A 17,122-nucleotide genomic window follows, 5' to 3' on the forward strand; every position below is an offset into this window, starting at 1 on the left:
TCAGGCACGGCCGTTGTCCTGCAGCACCTTCATGTAGAACTCGCGGCTCTCGTCGCCGCCGTCCTTGCGCCACTCGTCGACGACCTGCTTCAGCTCACTGAGCGGGCGGCGGCCGCGGACGACGTCCTGGATCTTGTCCTCGGTGGGCTGCTCCAGGGCGGCGTACTTGGCGGGCCGCTGGATCCGGATGCCCTCGTGCGGGTTGGGCGCCCAGTGGTTGGCGGCCTCGTTGTACCAGGTGGCCGCGGTCTCCACGTACTTGGGGAGCTCGCTCTCGGTGATCGCGTCGGGTCGGCCGCTGAGGAAGAAGTAGGTCGGCGGGGCCTCCTTGAGACCGAGGTCGGTCTTCTTGGGGGCGCCGACCTCGTTCTTGGTGAAGTGCTTGCCCTCGACGCCGTAGACGGACAGCATGTTCTCCTGCGTGCCGAACGGCGCGGCCAGGTAGTTCAGCAGGGACAGGATCTCCTCGGTCTTCTCCTTGCCCAGGCCCTTCTTGATGAAGGTGTACTGCCCCGGCTCCTCGCTCTTGTGGTAGCCGGGAGCACCCCCGTCGTGGCCGAAGTGCGGCAGCGCCTCGATCCAGAAGTCGGGCTTGGTGGGGAGCATCTGCTCCAGCATCTCCTTCCAGCCGCCGAAGCCGTCCTGGGTGATGACGATCTGGCCGGCCTTGAAGAGCTCCTTGGCGTTGGCGCCCTTGCTGCTGACGATGTCGGGGTGGATCAGCTTGTCCTCGTAGAGCTTGCGCATGAAGGCGATCGACGCCTCGAACTCCGGCGTCTCGTACCGGTGGAGCAGCTTGCCGCCGGACAGGACCCACTCCTTGGGGGAGCGGAAGAGCTGGTAGGCCATCAGCTTGATGTCGCCGAAGGCCCAGCGCTTCTTCTTGGGGTCGGTGATCTCCTTGCCCAGCGCGAGCATCTCGTCGGCGGTCTTGGGGGCGGTCCAGCCGTTGGCGTCGAACATGTCCTTGCGGTAGAGGAGGATCACGCCCATCGGGAAGGTGTAGCTGCCGGGGATGCCGATCAGCTTGCCGTTGAAGACCCCCCACTCCCAGGCGTCGGTGGCGATGTTGGCCAGCAGCGGGTACTTCTTGGCGGCGTCGCCCTGCAGGTGGGGGGTGAGGTCCTCGAAGAGCTGGTCCACGGCCTCGCCGAACTGGGGGATCTGGTTGACGGTCCAGCTCGGGATCATCGTGATGTCGACGACGTCGCCGCCGGCGATGACCGCGTTCATCTTCTCGATGATCGTCATGCCGTCGAGGATGTTGAACTCGATGGTCGCGCCGAGGTCGGCGTTGACGGCGTCGAAGTAGGAGTTCTTGCCCAGCGGCGGCGGGAGCGGGCCCCACAGCGGGGTCATCGCCTTGTAGTGGCCGTCCTTGCCGGGCTTGGCGGTGATCGCGTCGACGAGGGTGGCGGGGTATTTCGTGAAGCCTCCGGGCGCGCCGTTCTGCCCGACGATGTCGGCGGTGACGCCCGCGTAGGGGATGTGGGTCGGCGTCAGCGAGGTCAGCTTGTCGAGGGCGGCCGCGGTGGCGCCGCCGGAGCCGGGCCGGGGGCCGGCCGGGGTGGAGCAGCCGGTCAGCAGGCCGCCGCCCGCGACGGCGACCGCGCTGAGCCCGACCAGGCCGAGGAAGCCCCGGCGGCTGGTAACCGCGCCCTCTGGAGAGTTGTTCACGGCGCGTTCCCTTCGTAGGTCTTGGATCGGGGGTGTCGGTTGAGGACGGCTCGCGATAGAGTTAGTTCGTCTTTCGACCAAACAAATTAGTCGAGGGCGACTCCCGCCACAAGGGCCCGCCGATCGCGGGTGCCGGGGCGGGTGGGGCATGATGGGGCCAGCCGGGGGCGTCCGCGGACATCACCTGGGCCGATCAGGACGGGATTGACCTTGATCACATCTACGACGAACCCGCAACCGGCAGACTTCGCCGACGTCCGGGCCACCAACCTCGCCGTGGTGCTGAGGTTCGTGCGTGAGCACGCGCCGTGTTCCCGTGCGGACATCGCGGCCTCCACCGGGCTCAACAAGGCGACCGTGTCGAGTCTGGTCGCCGACCTCATCGACCGCCGCCTGGTCCGCGAGACCGGGCTGACCGAGAACCGGGTCGGCCGTCCCGCCACGATGCTCGTGCTGGACGGCTCGCCGTACGCCGCGATCGGCGTCGAGATCAACGTCGACTACGTCACCGCGGTGGCGGTGGACCTGTCGGGGGAGCGGCTGCTGTCCTGGCGGCGCTCGTTCTCCGGGGCGACCAGCTCGGTCAGTCAGGCCGTCGTGGCCGTGGCGGGGCTGGTGCGCCGGGTGACGAACCGGATGGCCAAGGAGGAGCGCCAGGTCCTCGGCGTGACCGTGGGCGTGCCCGGTCTGGTCGGCACCGACGGCACGGTGCTCATCGCGCCCAACCTCGGCTGGCGTGACGCCGACCTGGCGGGCGACCTCACCAAGGCACTGCGCGACCCGGGCTTCGGGGTGCAGATCGACAACGACGCCAACCTCGCCGCGCTGGCCGAGCACCGCTTCGGGCCGCAGGCCGGTGCGGCGAACCTGGTCTACCTGACCGGCGAGATCGGGGTCGGCGCCGGGATCATCCTGGACGGCCGGCTGCGCCGGGGCGCCCGGGGATACGGCGGCGAGATCGGCCACATCCAGCTCGACCCGCTGGGCGCCGAGTGCCGGTGCGGGCGGCTGGGCTGCCTGGAGGCCGTCGCCGGGATCGGCGCGGTGCTCCAGCACGCCGCGCTCTCGCCGGCCGAGGTCGAGATCGAGATCGAGGAGGTGGTACGGCTGGCCCGCTCGGGTGAGCGCCGCACCCTCGACCTGCTCGCCGCGGTGGGGCACAACCTGGGCAAGGGCGTGTCCGTGATCGCCAACCTGCTCAACCCCGAGGTCGTCATCCTGGGCGGCTACTACGTGCCGCTGGCGCCGTGGCTGCTGCCCGCGGTCGGCGAGGAGATGCGCGGGCGCACCATCGCGCCGGACGGCGGGGGGTGCCGGGTCGTGGCCTCCACGCTGGGGTACGGCGCGGCGGCTCTGGGCGGCGCGGCCCGGGTGCTCGACACGGTCGACTCCGGCCGCCTGCCGCGTCCCTCCTGAGCCCGTCGTCCTGAATCTTTCATCCGGCCGCCGGGATGATCCGCTCCGGCCGGGACCCGCCGCGTCCCGCGCCGTCAGCCCCGGGCCTCCCCTCCCGGCAGGCGCCGCGGATCGGTGATCCGTTGATTGCCCGGCGGCTCTTGACCTGAGCCTCACAGCCGGGCACCCTTCAGGGAAGCTCCGTTCGAAACACGTGTGTAACGAGCGGAGCTTTCCTGGACCGACTATCGAAGCGCTTCGACAAGGAGCGCCGCCCGCCCCATTGTCGAAGCGCTTCGACGCTCTCAGAGGGATGGTCCCCCCATGAACGAACCGTTCCGCGACCCGGAGCTCCCGCTCCCCGCCCGCATCGCCGACCTGCTGGGCAGGCTGACGGCACAGGAGAAGATCGGGCTGCTCCACCAGTACCAGGCCCCGGTCGAGCGCCTCGGCGTGGGCGTGTTCCGGACCGGCACCGAGGCCCTGCACGGCCTGGCCTGGCTGGGGCCGGCCACGGTCTTCCCGCAGGCCGTCGGGCTGGCCAGCACCTGGGACCCCGAGCTGGTCCGCCGGGTCGGCGAGGCGACGAGCGAGGAGGTCCTGGCCTTCCACCACAAGGACCCCTCCGGCGCCGGGCGGAACGTGTGGGCGCCGGTGGTCAACCCGCTGCGCGACCCCCGCTGGGGACGCAACGAGGAGGGCTACTCCGAGGACCCGTGGCTGACCGGCGTCATGGCCACGGCGTACGCCTCCGGCCTTCGTGGGAGCGATCCCACGGTGCTGAAGACGGCCCCAACCCTCAAGCACTTCCTCGGTTACAACAACGAGACCGACCGCTGCGTCACCTCCAGCAACCTGCCGCCCCGGGTGCTGCACGAGTACGAACTGCCCGCCTACCGGGCCGCCCTGGAGCACGGGGCGGCCGTGGCCGTGATGCCCTCCTACAACCTGGTCAACGGCCGCCCGGCGCACCTGAGCCCGCTCATCAACGAGGTCCTGCGGGAGTGGGCCTCCGGCGACCTCCTGGTGGTCAGCGACGCCTACGCCCCGGGCAACTTCACCGGCCTGCAGGCCTACTACGACGACGCCGCCGAGGCCTACGCCCACGCGATCAAGGCGGGACTGGACAGCTTCACCCAGGACGACGACCGCACCGAGGCCACGCTCGGGCACATCCGCGAGGCGCTGGAGCGCGGCCTGCTCACCGGGGAGGACCTCGACACGGCCGTACGGCACGCGCTGTCGATCCGCTTCCGGCTCGGCGAGTTCGACCCCGCGACGCCGTACGACGACGTGACCGAGGCCGTGGTCAACTGCCCCGAGCACCAGGACCTGGCCCGCGAGGCCGCCCGGCGCTCGATCGTGCTCCTGGAGAACGACGGCGTCCTCCCGCTGTCCGGCGTGCGGCGGGTCGCGGTCATCGGACAGCTCGGCGACACCCTCATGGAGGACTGGTACTCCGGCACGCTGCCCTACGCCGTCACCGCCCGCGCCGGGATCGCCGAGCGGTGCGAGACCGTCTTCTGCGAGGCGGTGGACCGCGTCGCCCTGTCGGTCGAGGGCGGGCACGTCGTGGCCGATCCCGGCGGCGGGCCCCTCGGGATCGGCGCGGAGCCCGGCCTGTTCGACCTGTTCGACTGGGGCGGCGGCTCCTACGCCCTGCGGGCGGCGGCGACCGGCCGCTACCTGTCGGTCGACGACGACGGCGTGCTCGTCAACGACCAGCCGGGACCCAACGGCTGGGAGGTGCGCCAGACCTTCCGGCTGGAGGACCGGCCGCGCGGCACCCTGGCCCTGCGCCACATCTCCACCGGGCGCTACGTCGGACTGCGACTCCCGGCGGCGGGCGCGGACGGCGTCGCGCCGGACGCCTCCGGCGCGGTCCTGCGGCTGGTGGACGACGCGGACGCGGCGGTCTGGCTGAGCGTGGAGGTGGTCGTGAGCGGCGCGGAGAGCGCCGCCTCCCTGGCGGCGGGCGCGGACGCGGCGATCGTCGTGGTCGGCGACCACCCCCTGGTCAACGGGCGCGAGACCGAGGACCGGCTCGACCTCGCGCTGCCCCCGGCGCAGGAGGCCGTGGTCAGGGCGGTGCACGCGGCCAACCCGAAGACCGTCATGGTGATCAGCAGCGGTTATCCGGTGACCTGGTCGGCCGAGGGACTGCCCGCGGTGCTGTGGTCCTCGCACGGCGGCCAGGAGTACGGCCACGCGCTGGCCGAGGTGCTCTTCGGCGACGCCGACCCCGAGGGACGCCTCACCCAGACCTGGTACCGCTCGGCCTGCGAGCTGCCCGACCTCCTCGACTACGACATCATCGCCTCCGACGCCACCTACCAGTACTACCGCGGCGCCCCGCTGCACCCCTTCGGCCACGGGCTGTCCTACACGACCTTCGACTACGCGGACCTGGCCGTGTCGGTGGAGGGCGGCAGGGTCACCGCCTCGGCCACCGTGCGCAACACCGGCTCCCGGCCCGGCGTGGAGGTCGTCCAGCTCTACACCCACCAGCAGCGCTCCCGGGTCAAGCAGCCCCTGCGCCGTCTGCGGGGCTTCGCCAAGGTACGGCTGGCGCCCGGCGAGAGCGAGACGGTGAGCTGGACCCTCGACACGCGCGAGCTGGCCTTCTGGGACGTGACCCGCAACCGGTTCGTGGTCGAGGACGCGCCCCACAAGATCATGATCGGCCGTTCCGCCCGGGACATCCGCCTGTGCGCGCCGTTCCACGTCGAGGGCGAGACCATCCCGCCCCGCGACGCGTTCGCCGGTCGGGTCGGGGCGGCCGACCACGACGAGTACGACGGGGTGGAGCTGGTGGACGCCTCCCGGGTCTCCGGCGACGCGGTGCGCTCGGCCGCGGAGGGGGCCTGGATCCTGTTCCGCGAGGTCGACTTCGGGCCGGGCGCGGCCGCCTGCGCGGTCGAGGCCACCAGCACCGAGGGCGGTGTGCTGACCCTGCGCCTGGACGACCCCCTGTACGGCCCCGCCGTCGCGGCCATCCCCGTCCCCCGCGCCGGACGCTACGACCTCGCCCCGGTCCGCGCCGCGCTTGCGGAGACCTCCGGAGTCCACGATCTTTATGTGGTGTTCGAGAACGCCGGAATGACCGTCTCCCTCCTCGTCTTCGAGCCGGCGGAGGCCGCATGAGTGGCCGGGCCGTGACGATCACGGAGGTCGCCAGGCACGCAGGGGTGGCCGTGAGCACCGTGTCGTACGTGCTCAGCGGGAAGCGCGCGATCTCCGCCGACACCCGGCGGCGGGTGCTGGACAGCGTGCGGACGCTGGGCTACCATCCCAACGCCGGGGCCAGGGCGCTGGCCAGCCGGCGGGCGAACGTCATCGCGCTGGTGCTGCCGCTGCGTGTCGGAATGCACGTCCCGGTGCTGATGCAGTTCGCCACCTCCGTGGTCACCGCCGCGCGGCAGTACGACCACGACGTCCTGCTCCTCACCGCGGACGAGGGGCCCGACGGGATCCGCAGAGCCGCCGCCAGCGCGCTGGTGGACGGGCTGGTGCTCATGGACGTCGAGCTCCACGACACCAGGGTGCCGCTGCTGCGCGATCTCGCCGAGCCGAGCGTGCTCATCGGCTTCCCGGCCGACACGGCCGGGCTGACCTGCGTGGACCTCGACTTCGCCCGGGCCGGTGCGCTCTGCGTGGAGCACCTGGCCCAGCACGGGCACCGGGAGGTGGCGCTGCTGGGCGCCCCCGCGGTGGTCTACGAACGAGGCACCGGCTTCGCCAGCCGGACCTGGGAGGGCTTCACCGAGGCGGCGGCCGCGCACGGCCTGACGGGGGTCGCGTTGCCCTGCGAGGAGACCTTCGAGCAGGTGGCCGCCGCGGTCGGCGAGCTGCTCGACGCCCGCCCCGGCCTGACCGCGCTGGTGGTGCACAACGAGGCTGCGGTCAACCACGTGCTCGGGGCGCTGCGCCAGCACGGCAGGCGGGTCCCGCAGGACATCGAGGTGGTCGCGATCTGCCCCGACGACATCGCGGAACGCTCCAGCCCGGCGCTGACCTCCGTGCTGATCCCCGCCGAGGAGGTCGGCCGCCAGGCGGTGCGGCTGCTGATGGACAAGCTCGAAGGCCGCACCGTGCCGGAGGGCACGCTGCTCCGGCCCCGCCTGACCGTCCGCGACAGCACGGCGGCCTCCGGGCGCTGACCGGGCCGGGGAAGACGGCGCCGGCCGGGAGTCCGTGGCGGGGCGCCGCCGACCGGGGAGGCGCGGGCGGATGCGGTGGGAGAGCGAAGGCGGGAAAGCGAAGGCGGGCACGCCCCGGAAGGGACGTGCCCGCCTTCAGCGGGCTTCCGGCCGTGGTGACCCGTGGTGACTACCAGTCGCCTCCGCCGAAGTCTCCGCCACCGAAGTCGCCTCCGCCGAAGTCACCCCAGCCGCCTCCGCCGAAGTCGCCGCCGCCCATGTCGCCACCGGCGTCGGACACGCCCTCCTCGTAGCCGGCGCCGTAGCCCATGCCGTAGCCGCCCATGCCCCAGCCGCCCATCATGCTGCCGAGCATGGTGCCGACGAGCATGCCGGTCATCACGTCGCCGAAGCCGCCGTAGTAGCCGTAGGCGTAGGGCTGGTAGGCCGGGCCCGCCTCGTAGTACGGGCGGGACTGGCCGTTGACCATGACCTGGCGCGACTGCGGCTCGAAGCCGCGCTCGACGGCCTCGGCGTCGGCCGCGCAGGCCGGGACGTCGCGCACCGCGCCGCCGGGCGGGGCCCAGCGCACGTCGCGGGCCGAGGGGCCGTGCTGCGGGTTGAAGAAGCACGGCGGGCGCCGCTCGGGCAGCGGCTCCTTGTTGACGCGCGCCCGCACGCAGGCCAGCGCGTAGCGGCCCTCTTCCAGCGCGGTGGTCACGTTGCGCAGGTCGTCGGGCTGCTTGGCCGCGGTGAGCTCCGTCTTGGCCCGCTCGTAGGCGTCCAGCGCGCGGGTCCAGTCCTCCTGGTGGTCACCGCCGTCGGTCAGCATCTTGACGTCCATGTCCAGCTCGGTGATCTCCTCGCCGAGCTTCGTGACGTCCTCGTCGACGGTCTGCTTGACCGCGGCCAGCTCGGCGGCCTCGCGCGCCAGCCGGTCCTTCTTCTTCTTGCGGGAGTAGAGGAACAGGCCCGTGCCGCCGGCCAGGGCCAGCACCAGGATGCCGACCAGCACGCCCACGCTGGAACCGCCCGAGGAGCCGGAGCCCGAGGAGCCCGAGTCCGAGATGGGGCGGCCGTTGGCGACGTCGTCGGCCAGCCGGACGAAGGTGGCGGCGCCCGCGGTCATGTTGGGCTCGTTGCTCGCCTTCCGGTAGGCCTGGTCCAGCTCCCGCTTCCAGCCCGAGACGCTGGGCCGGTAGAGCAGCTGCTTGCCGCCGTTGACGACCACGACGACGTTGTCTCCGCCGATCTGGTCGTTCAGCGTCTTGAGGAATGTCGAGGCCTCGGAGCTGTTCTTGAGCGACCCCGCGGGCAGGACGGCGAGGTAGACGTTCGAGGTCTCCCCGGCCGCCGCGCGCATGGCGTCCACGGCGCCCTGCGGCGCACCGACCGAGGAGTCGTAGTAGAAGTGGTCACCGCTCTGCAGCTGAGAGGCGATGGGACCGGGATCGGGAGCCGCGGCGTTCGCCGCGGGCGCGAGCATGAAGACGGCCAGCAGCCCGGCGAAGGTCGCGATGATCGCGGCACCGAGACGACCTGGCATGGTTTGTTTGGTGGTCACGGCAAAAAGCCTCCTTCGTCCGATTAGGACGAATGAGCGGACATGGGAGTTCCCTACTACCCGACCGTATCCCCTCAACCCTCGAATTGGCTGCCCAGCTCGGTCATCCGGGTGGAACATTCACCGCGCGCCGGTGCTCATGCGTCCTTGATGTCACAGATCACCGCACCGGCGCTGACGCTCTGGCCGACCGCCGCCGTCAGGCCGGTGACCGTGCCCGCCTTGTGCGCGGTCAGCGGCTGCTCCATCTTCATCGCCTCCAGGACGACGATGGTGTCCCCGGCCGCGACGGCGTCACCGTCGGAGGCGATGACCTTCACGATCGTGCCCTGCATCGGGCTGACCAGCGCGTCCCCGCCGGCCGCGGCCTTCTTCGCCCCTCCGCCGCGCCGCCGGGGCGCCGCCGCGGTGGCGGTGCGGGCCGGGCCCGCCGTACCGAATCCGGCGGGCAGGACGACCTCCAGCCGCTTGCCGCCGACCTCGACCGTGACCCGCTCGCGCTCGACGGGTTCCTCCGCCTGCCCGGCCTCCCCGGAGTAGGGGGCGATCGTGTTGTCGAACTCGGTCTCGATCCACCGGGTGTGCACGGAGAACGGCTCGTTCTCACCGGCCGGGGCGAAGGCCGGGTCCTCGACGATCACCCGGTGGAAGGGCAGCACGGTCGGCATGCCGTCGACCTCGAACTCGGCCAGCGCGCGCCGGGCGCGCTCCAGGGCCTGGCGCCGGGTGGCCCCGGTCACGACGAGCTTGGCGACCAGCGAGTCGAACTCCTGCGGCACGGTCATGCCGGTCTCGTAACCGGCGTCCAGCCGTACGCCGGGGCCGGAGGGCGTGGTCATGCGGGTGATCGTGCCCGGCGCCGGCAGGAAGCCGCGCCCGGCGTCCTCGGCGTTGATCCGGAACTCCAGGGAATGGCCGCGCAGCACCGGGTCGCCGTAGCCGAGCTCCTCGCCCTCGGCGATCCGGAACATCTCGCGGACCAGGTCGATCCCGGCGACCTCCTCGGTGACCGGGTGCTCGACCTGCAGGCGGGTGTTGACCTCCAGGAAGGAGATCGTGCCGTCCTGGCCGACGAGGAACTCGCAGGTGCCCGCGCCGACGTAGCCGGCCTCCTTCAGGATCGCCTTGGAGCTGTCGTAGAGCAGCTCCCGCTGGGCGTCGGACAGGAACGGGGCGGGGGCCTCCTCCACCAGCTTCTGGTGGCGGCGCTGCAGGGAGCAGTCGCGGGTGGAGACGACCACCACGTTGCCGTGCGCGTCGGCCAGGCACTGGGTCTCCACGTGCCGGGGCCGGTCCAGGTAGCGCTCGACGAAGCACTCGCCCCGGCCGAAGGCGGTGACGGCCTCGCGGACGGCCGACTCGTACAGGTCGGGGATCTCCTCCAGGGTGCGGGCGACCTTCAGGCCGCGCCCGCCGCCGCCGTACGCCGCCTTGATCGCGATGGGCAGGCCGTGCTCGGCGGCGAAGGCGACGACCTCCTCGGCGCCCGACACGGGATCCTCGGTGCCGGCCACCAGCGGCGCGCCGACCCTCTGCGCGATGTGCCGGGCCTGGACCTTGTCGCCGAGCGCGATGATCGCGGAGGGCGGCGGGCCGATCCAGGTCAGGCCGGCGTCGATCACGGCCTGGGCGAACTCCGCGTTCTCGGCGAGGAAGCCGTAGCCGGGGTGGACCGCGTCGGCCCCGGTCTCCGCGGCGACCCGCAGCAGCCTGGCGATGTCGAGGTAGGTCTCGGCCGGCGTCCGGCCCGCCAGGGCGTGCGCCTCGTCCGCGACGCGGACGTGGAGGGCGTCCAGGTCCTGGTCGGAATAGACCGCGACGCTGGCCAGCCCGGCGTCCTTGCAGGCGCGGGCGATCCGCACGGCGATCTCACCACGGTTGGCGATAAGGACCTTCTGCACCGACGTGGATCCCTTCAATACGGCGAACGTGGGGGCTGGCGGGCCTCCACCGGAGTGTAAGCGTCATCTGATCACCAGGTCTCCCTGGGGGTCTACCTGCCCAGGTAGGCGCCTCCATTGACATGGACGACCTGTCCGGTGAGGTGGCGGGCCTCGGGGGAGGAGAGGAACCTGACGGTCTGGGCCACGTCGTCGGGCGTGCCGGCGCGGCCGTTCCTGGTGCTCTCGACCCGGCGCCGCACGCCCTCCTCGGTGAGTCGGCCCCGGAAGAACCCGGTGTCCACGATCAGGCCGGGGGAGACCACGTTGGCGGTGATGCCGCGGGGGCCGAGCTCGGCCGCCAGGTCGGCGGTCCAGGCCTCCAGCGCCGCCTTCGCCGCGCCGTACGAGCCCGAGCCGGTGCCCCTGGCCGCGATCGAACCGATCATGACGATCCTGCCGTGGTCGGGCATGCGGGGGACCAGCGCCGTGGTGACCAGGACGGCCGAGAGCAGGTTGGCGTTGAGGTTGGCCCACCAGCCCTCGGCCACGTCCATGAGGTCGTCGTCGGCGGCCGGGCGGTCCAGGTTGGTGTTGCCGCCCGCGTTGTTGACCAGCACGTCCACCCGGGCGGGCAGTCTGCCCAGGGACTCGCCCACGGCGACCGGGTTGGCCGCGTTGAACGCGACGTAGGCGGTGCGGGCGGGGTCGTCCAGCCGGTCGCAGGCCTCCTTGAGCACCTGCTCGCGCCGCCCGGTGATGGTGACCCGGTCACCCTGGGCGACGAACGCCGCCGCGACGGCGTACCCGATCCCGGTGCCGCCACCGGTCACCACGATTTCCCGCATTGGACGCAGCCCTTTCCGTACGGACAAATCCATAAAAGGAGCAACGATATCTAGCGGGGACCATAGCCGATAGGTATAACGCAGATGACAACGGATCCGTACACCTATCGTGAGTGCGTTTGGCGCCCCCCTGACACCGACTCTGAAGGAGACGGGCATGAGCCAGAACTTGCTCGGCGGCAACCCTGCGGAAATGCAGCAGATGGCCACCCAGTTCACTCAGCAGGCCGATCAGGTGCGGGCCACGATGGCGGCCCTGGACCGTGAGGCCGCCAAGGTCGGCACGGCCTGGACGGGCCCCGGCGCCCAGCGTTTCGGCGAGGCCTGGCAGAACTACCGCACCGCATTCCAGCGCATGGCCGAGGAGCTCACCGAGGCCGCGCGGGTCATCAACACCTACCGGGGCAACATCGAGTCGGCCACCCGCTGACCCGCCGGTCCCAGCGCCCCGTCCCGCCGGATCCGGGGCGCTTCGTCATGCCCTCATGAGCCCGCGGGCGCTCTTACGGCTTCGCGCCCTCACGGCATCGCGCTCTGGACCGGGGTGACGGTGCCCAGGGTGACCAGCAGGCCCCGGCCGGGGGGACCGCCGACCGCGCCCCGCGGCAGCCGTACGGTGAACAGGTCGCCGTCGGCGGGGCTCTGCACCGACAGCAGCAGGCCGGTGCGGGACTTGCGGGCCTCGGCGGTGAAGCCGCGGTAGGCCGTGGTCAGGTCGCCGGTGGTGCCGCCGGCGATGAGGCCGTGCTCGCCGTCGCGGCCGGTCCGCAGCACCCGCTCCAGGGCCGTGCCGAGCGGGGAGTCGGCGGAGACCAGCTCGGCGTCGTCGACGATCACGACGTAGCGCTCCTGACCGGCCAGGGCCTCGTCCAGGTCGCCGCCGGAGTCGAGTACGGCCAGCACGCCGGGCTCGTCGACCAGCGTGCACAGGGGGCTGCGCCGCGGGGTCACCAGGACCACGGGGGTGCCGTGCGAGAGCAGGGAGCGGGCGGCCGTCAGCAAGGCCGACGAGCGGCCCGAGCGGGGCGGGCCCGCCACGACCGCGCCGGGGCCCTGGGAGAGCAGGTCGACGCCGAGCGGGGCCAGCGCGTCGCCCCCGGCGCCGAGCAGCGCCCACAGGGGTGAGGGGGGCTCGAAGGACGGCGCCAGCGCCATCGCCTGGGCGGCGGTGATCCGCATCGGCAGCGGGTCCACCCGCAGCGGCGGCTCCCCGTCCCAGATCCACCCGGCCGGTTCCTCCCCGCCCCGGGCGCTCGCGGTCCCCGGGAACCTGGCGGGCACCGTACGGGCCAGCGACTGCAGGGCGGAGACCTGGGCCGGTCCGGCGGGGTCGTCGTCGAGCAGGGCGATCTGGCTCTCGGTCAGGCCGTGCTCCCCCGGGGACAGGGCCCGGCCGGGAACCAGGACGGAGGGCAGGTCCTTGACGGGCAGCCCGGCCAGCCCGTAGTCGGCGGGGTCGGCCAGGCGCAGGATCAGCCGGTCCTCGAAGAGCGTGGAGATCTGCCCGATCAGCGCGGACCGGTCGCCGGTCACCACGGCCCGCAGGCCGACCGCCGGGCCCTCCCGCAGCAGCTGCATCAGCGAGTCGACCAGCCGCCCGTAGTCGTAGCCCTCGAACGCGGCGACGAACCCCTCCCACCGGTCGAGCATCAGCACCAGCCAGGGCGGCCGCGGCCCCGCGCCGTGGGCGCGCAGCTCGGCCAGGGAGGCGTGGCCCGCCTCGGCCAGCAGCTGCTGGCGCCGTCCCACCTCGGCCCGCAGACGGGCCAGCAGGCGCTCCACCCGGTCGAGCTGGTCGCGGGTCACGACGGCGCCGCAGTGCGGCATCGCCACCAGGGGGAGCATCGCCCCCGACCCGCAGTCGATCACGTGCAGGTGCACGTCCTGCGGGGAGACGCCCGCGGCGATCGCCCCCGCCAGCGTGCGCAGCGCGGTGGATCGCCCGCTGCGCGCCGCCCCGGCCAGCAGCAGGTGCCCGCCGTGCGCCGGGTCCAGCGTCAGCGACCGGCGGTCCTGCGCCCACGGCAGGTCGGTCACGCCGAACGCCAGCGGGGGGACCTCCTCACCGCCCGCCCGGTACGGCGCGGTCCAGCCGGACAGGCCGGTCTCCCGGCGCGGCGCGGTCCCGTGCGAGGACTCGCCCACCGGGTGCGGTGCCGTCCTGCGCGAGGACTCCTCCACCGGGCGCGGCGCGGCCTCGTGCGGGGATCCGCCCGAGCGGTACGGCGCCACGCGCCTGGGCCCGTCCGCGACGGGGGGAGGCGGGGAGAGGACGGGGAGGCCGGGCAGGACCACGAGGCCGGGCAGCGGGTCGAGCCAGGGGCTCGGCCGGCGCGCGATCCCCGCCGTCCGGGCGGCCTCGGCCAGGGCGTCGGCGAGCAGGGACAGGTCGGTGACGGGGGAGCCGTCCGTCCCCGTCTCCTGCGCGGTGAGCGGATGGCCCAGGTCACGCCAGCCCAGCTCGGTCACCCTCGCCCTGGCCTCGGCCCGCTCACCGGGACCGCGCCCGCCGACGCGCGCGGTCTGCACCGCCGTGGCCGCCCCGGCGCCCGACTTCACGTAGCACCTTCCGGGGGCGGACTTGGGGATGTGCGCGGCGTCCGGCCGGTCGATGACGTCGGTGGACTCGGAGGACTCGGTGACCCGCAGCGCGATCCGCAGGGACGTGTTGGCCTGGATGTCGGCGGTCACCACGCCGCCGGGCCGCTGGGTGGCCAGGATCAGGTGGATGCCCAGGGAGCGGCCGCGGCGGGCGATGTCCACCAGGCCGGTCATGAAGTCGGGCAGCTCGCCGACCATCGCCGCGAACTCGTCGATCACCAGCACCAGCCGGGGCAGCGGCCCGAGCGGCTCGCCCCGTCCCCGCAGCGGCGTGACCGGCGAGGACCCGCCCGCGACCAGCAGGTCCCTGGAGGCACGGGCCCGCTGGGCGTCGCGCAGCTCGTGGTAGTCCTCGACGTCCTTGGCGCCGGCCGCCAGCAGCAGCCGCTCCCTGCGCCGGATCTCGGCGGCCAGGGAGGCCAGGGCCCGGCGGGTCAGGTGGCCGTCCAGGTCGCTGACCATGCCGACGGTGTGCGGCAGCCGTACGCACTCCTTGAAGGCCGCCCCGCCCTTGTAGTCGATCAGCACGAACGTCATCTCGTCCGGCCGGTTGGCCACCGCGAGCGAGCAGATCAGCGTCTGCAGCAGCTCGGACTTGCCCGCGCCGGTGGTGCCCGCGATGAGCGCGTGCGGCCCGTCGACGCGCAGGTCGACGGAGAACGGCCCGTCCGGGCCTGCCCCGATCACGGCCTCGGTGGACCGGCCCCATCGGGCGGCCACGGCCGCGGCGGAGGGGGCGGGCAGCCGCAGCAGGTCCAGCAGCCGGGCGGAGGGGGGCAGGGCCAGGCCGGGGTCCTCGCGGCTGACGTCGCGGATCGGGGCCAGGGAGCGGGCCAGCCGGTCGCACCAGGAGGAGGGGACCCGGTCGGCCAGGATCTCGCCGAGGCCGTCCAGCCCGCCGCCGCGCAGCCGGAGCCGGCCGTCGGCCGTGGCCTGCGCGACGGTGGCGCACTCCTCGGGCAGCAGCCGCTGGTCGCCGTCTATCGCCAGGGTGTAGACGCCGGCGCGGGGGCCCTGGCGCAGCACCTGCGGCATGCCGGGCAGCGCGCGCAGGACCTGGGCGCCGTCCAGGACCACCAGCACGTCGTGGGGGCGCTCGTCGTAGACCGGGGTGAACTCCCGGGAGCCGCCCGAGCCGTCCCAGCCGCCCGCGGTCGAGGGGCCGGCGTCCAGGTCCCCCCAGCCCGCGGGGGAGCGGCCCGGCTTGGACGAGGGGCCGTCCTCGCCGAGGCGTTCGGCGATCAGCGCGGTCAGCTCGGCGACCCGCCGGGCCGCGGCCTCCGGGTCGGCGCCGACCAGCGCCACGCAGTCCTCACCGCCGTGCGGGGCGCAGTGGGGCAGCCAGCGCACCCAGTTCCAGCGCTCGGCGCCGTCGCCGTGCGCGGACAGCACCACGATCGCCAGGTCGCGCGGGCTGTGCAGGGTGGCGGCCTGGCCGACCAGCCAGCGGGCCAGACCGACGGCGGTCTCGCGCGGCCCGGTGAGCCCGGCCACGCCGAGCCGCCGCATCGCCAGTGCCACGGGCACCGCCCGGCAGGCCGGCGGGCCGGGCACGGCCATGCCCGCGGGGGCGCTGCGCTCGGGCACCAGCTCCAGGTCGGCGGGGAGGTCGGCCAGCCCGACGCGCAGGCGGAGCGCGTCGGGGTCGTGGTCGCGGCGCTCCCACAACCGCCGCCGCGGGCCGGTCGCGGTGAGCAGCACCTCGGCCGGGTCGGGCGCGGCGGCGCGGCGCGCGGTCTCGTCGGCGGCGCGGGCCAGCTCCAGATCGGCCTCGAAGGCCGCCATGCGCTCGCGGTACTCCTTCATCTGCATGCGGTGGCGTTTGCGCCCGTGCCGCCGGTCGCTCCACCACTGGCCGAACATGATCAAAGGGCTCATCAGGGCGAACAGCAGGAAGTACCAGAGCTGGAACGCCCAGGCCAGGACCAGCCCGAGAACCAGGGGCAGGAGGGCGGCCAGGAGCTGCAGCCGCATGGTCTCGGCCCGCACCGGCTCGGCCGGGACCTCCAGGCGCCGCACCCTGTCCGGGGGCCGGAGCCGGGGCGGCCGGTTGTAGGAGAGCCCGCCGTCGGGCTGGGCGTCCAGGTGCGCGTCCGGAGGTTCGACCGCCTTCAGCGTCAGCACCGAGGACCCGCAGGTCAGCAGGGCGTGCTCGGGCCAGTCGGCGACCTCCTCCAGCGGCCGCCCGTCCAGCTCGGGCCCGCCCGGCTCCGGCGGCCGCCCGTCCCGCTTCGGCGGCCGCCCGTCCGGATCGGGTGCGGCCCGCTCCGGTGATCGCCCGCCCGGCTCCGTCGCCGCCCGCTTCGGCGGTCGTCCGCCCGGCTTCGGCGACGGTCCGCCCGGCTTCGGCGACGGTCCGTGCGGCTCGGGTACGGCCGGCCCGGCGGGCTCCACCGTGACGGTCTCGGGGGTGAGCCGGACGACGGCCGCCCGGGCGGGCAGGGCGGGGTCGTGGACGGCCACCGCGCACGCGGGGTCGGAGCCGACGGTGTGGACGCCGATGCCGAGCCGGTGCACCGACCCGGCGGCGGGGCCGCCGACCACCCGGATCTCCACGACGCCCCCGGGCTCTTCGGCCAGCGTCGAGACGGCCAGGCGCCGGTCCAGGGTGACCAGGTCGCCGTCGCGCAGGAGGCCGTTCACGGGGGCGTCCGGCGCCAGCTCGCGGCCGTTCAGCCACAGCGAGGGGGTCTCGGCGGTCTCGCCCAGGCCGTAGGGGGCCTTGCTGCGCGTCAGCCGTACCACGTTGCCGGTGTTTCCCGCCCGCTCTCCCGGCTGCCCGGCGAGCGCCTCGGCGAGCCGCGCCACCGTGGTCGTCTCGTCGCCCTCGACCATGACGTCGCGGTCGGCGTGCTCGCTGAGCACGGTGAGCATGATCCGCATCGCGCTCTCCTCGGGGTCGGACGCCCTGTTTCAACCTAGCGACCGGGAGCGGCCGGGGAAGAGGAGTTCACGGCAAAGACGGGGGTCGCGGAACGGTATGTGGAAAACGTCGCAACCTGTGGATAACTGTCCACC

At 73.4% G+C, this 17,122-nt stretch carries 9 protein-coding genes; 4 read left to right on the forward strand and 5 right to left on the reverse strand.

All coding sequences use genetic code 11. The features are described from left to right. Window positions 1–1,677 carry a type 2 periplasmic-binding domain-containing protein gene (locus Pta02_RS27255; protein ID WP_239131258.1) on the reverse strand — a complete coding sequence of 559 codons (1,677 nt, stop codon included), beginning with the start codon at window positions 1,675–1,677 and terminating at the stop codon, window positions 1–3. A gap of 210 nt (window positions 1,678–1,887) precedes the next feature. Between Pta02_RS27255 and Pta02_RS27260 the strand changes: the two genes are divergently transcribed. The 3 genes from Pta02_RS27260 to Pta02_RS27270 all read left to right on the forward strand — a co-directional run bounded on the left by Pta02_RS27260 (window position 1,888) and on the right by Pta02_RS27270 (window position 7,232). Beyond that, window positions 1,888–3,093, forward strand: coding sequence for an ROK family transcriptional regulator (locus Pta02_RS27260; protein WP_203877798.1), 1,206 nt, complete (start codon window positions 1,888–1,890; stop codon window positions 3,091–3,093). Window positions 3,094–3,396: 303 nt separating this feature from the next. Continuing rightward, entirely contained in the window at window positions 3,397–6,216 is a 2,820-nt protein-coding gene (locus Pta02_RS27265; RefSeq protein ID WP_203877799.1) for a glycoside hydrolase family 3 protein, read from the forward strand. Then, a complete protein-coding gene (locus tag Pta02_RS27270; RefSeq protein WP_203877800.1) occupies window positions 6,213–7,232 on the forward strand; it encodes a LacI family DNA-binding transcriptional regulator in 1,020 nt (339 codons plus the stop codon). Before Pta02_RS27265 ends, Pta02_RS27270 begins: the two co-directional genes overlap by 4 nt. Window positions 7,233–7,401: 169 nt before the next feature. Here Pta02_RS27270 and Pta02_RS27275 read toward each other — a convergent pair whose 3' ends face one another. The 3 genes from Pta02_RS27275 to Pta02_RS27285 all read right to left on the reverse strand — a co-directional run bounded on the left by Pta02_RS27275 (window position 7,402) and on the right by Pta02_RS27285 (window position 11,503). Further along, the gene (locus Pta02_RS27275; RefSeq protein ID WP_239131259.1) at window positions 7,402–8,775 is read right to left on the reverse strand and encodes a hypothetical protein; all 1,374 of its coding nucleotides are present in this window, start codon (window positions 8,773–8,775) and stop codon (window positions 7,402–7,404) included. A 137-nt stretch (window positions 8,776–8,912) separates the two neighbouring features. Then, on the reverse strand, window positions 8,913–10,676 hold the full coding sequence (locus Pta02_RS27280) for an acetyl/propionyl/methylcrotonyl-CoA carboxylase subunit alpha (RefSeq protein ID WP_203877801.1): 1,764 nt from the start codon (window positions 10,674–10,676) through the stop codon (window positions 8,913–8,915). A 92-nt stretch (window positions 10,677–10,768) separates the two neighbouring features. Beyond that, a complete protein-coding gene (locus tag Pta02_RS27285) occupies window positions 10,769–11,503 on the reverse strand; it encodes an SDR family NAD(P)-dependent oxidoreductase (RefSeq protein ID WP_203877802.1) in 735 nt (244 codons plus the stop codon). A 109-nt stretch (window positions 11,504–11,612) separates the two neighbouring features. Here Pta02_RS27285 and Pta02_RS27290 point away from each other — a divergent pair, with 109 nt between their 5' ends. After that, on the forward strand, window positions 11,613–11,933 hold the full coding sequence (locus Pta02_RS27290; protein ID WP_373872419.1) for a WXG100 family type VII secretion target: 321 nt from the start codon (window positions 11,613–11,615) through the stop codon (window positions 11,931–11,933). 89 nt (window positions 11,934–12,022) lie between these two features. Here the strand turns inward: Pta02_RS27290 and Pta02_RS27295 are convergent, their stop codons facing one another. Next, window positions 12,023–16,987 carry an FtsK/SpoIIIE domain-containing protein gene (locus Pta02_RS27295; RefSeq protein ID WP_203877804.1) on the reverse strand — a complete coding sequence of 1,655 codons (4,965 nt, stop codon included), beginning with the start codon at window positions 16,985–16,987 and terminating at the stop codon, window positions 12,023–12,025. Between the last annotated feature and the right edge of the window lie 135 nt (window positions 16,988–17,122).

Source organism: Paraplanobispora takensis (assembly GCF_016863195.1).
Classification (GTDB): domain Bacteria; phylum Actinomycetota; class Actinomycetes; order Streptosporangiales; family Streptosporangiaceae; genus Planobispora; species Planobispora takensis.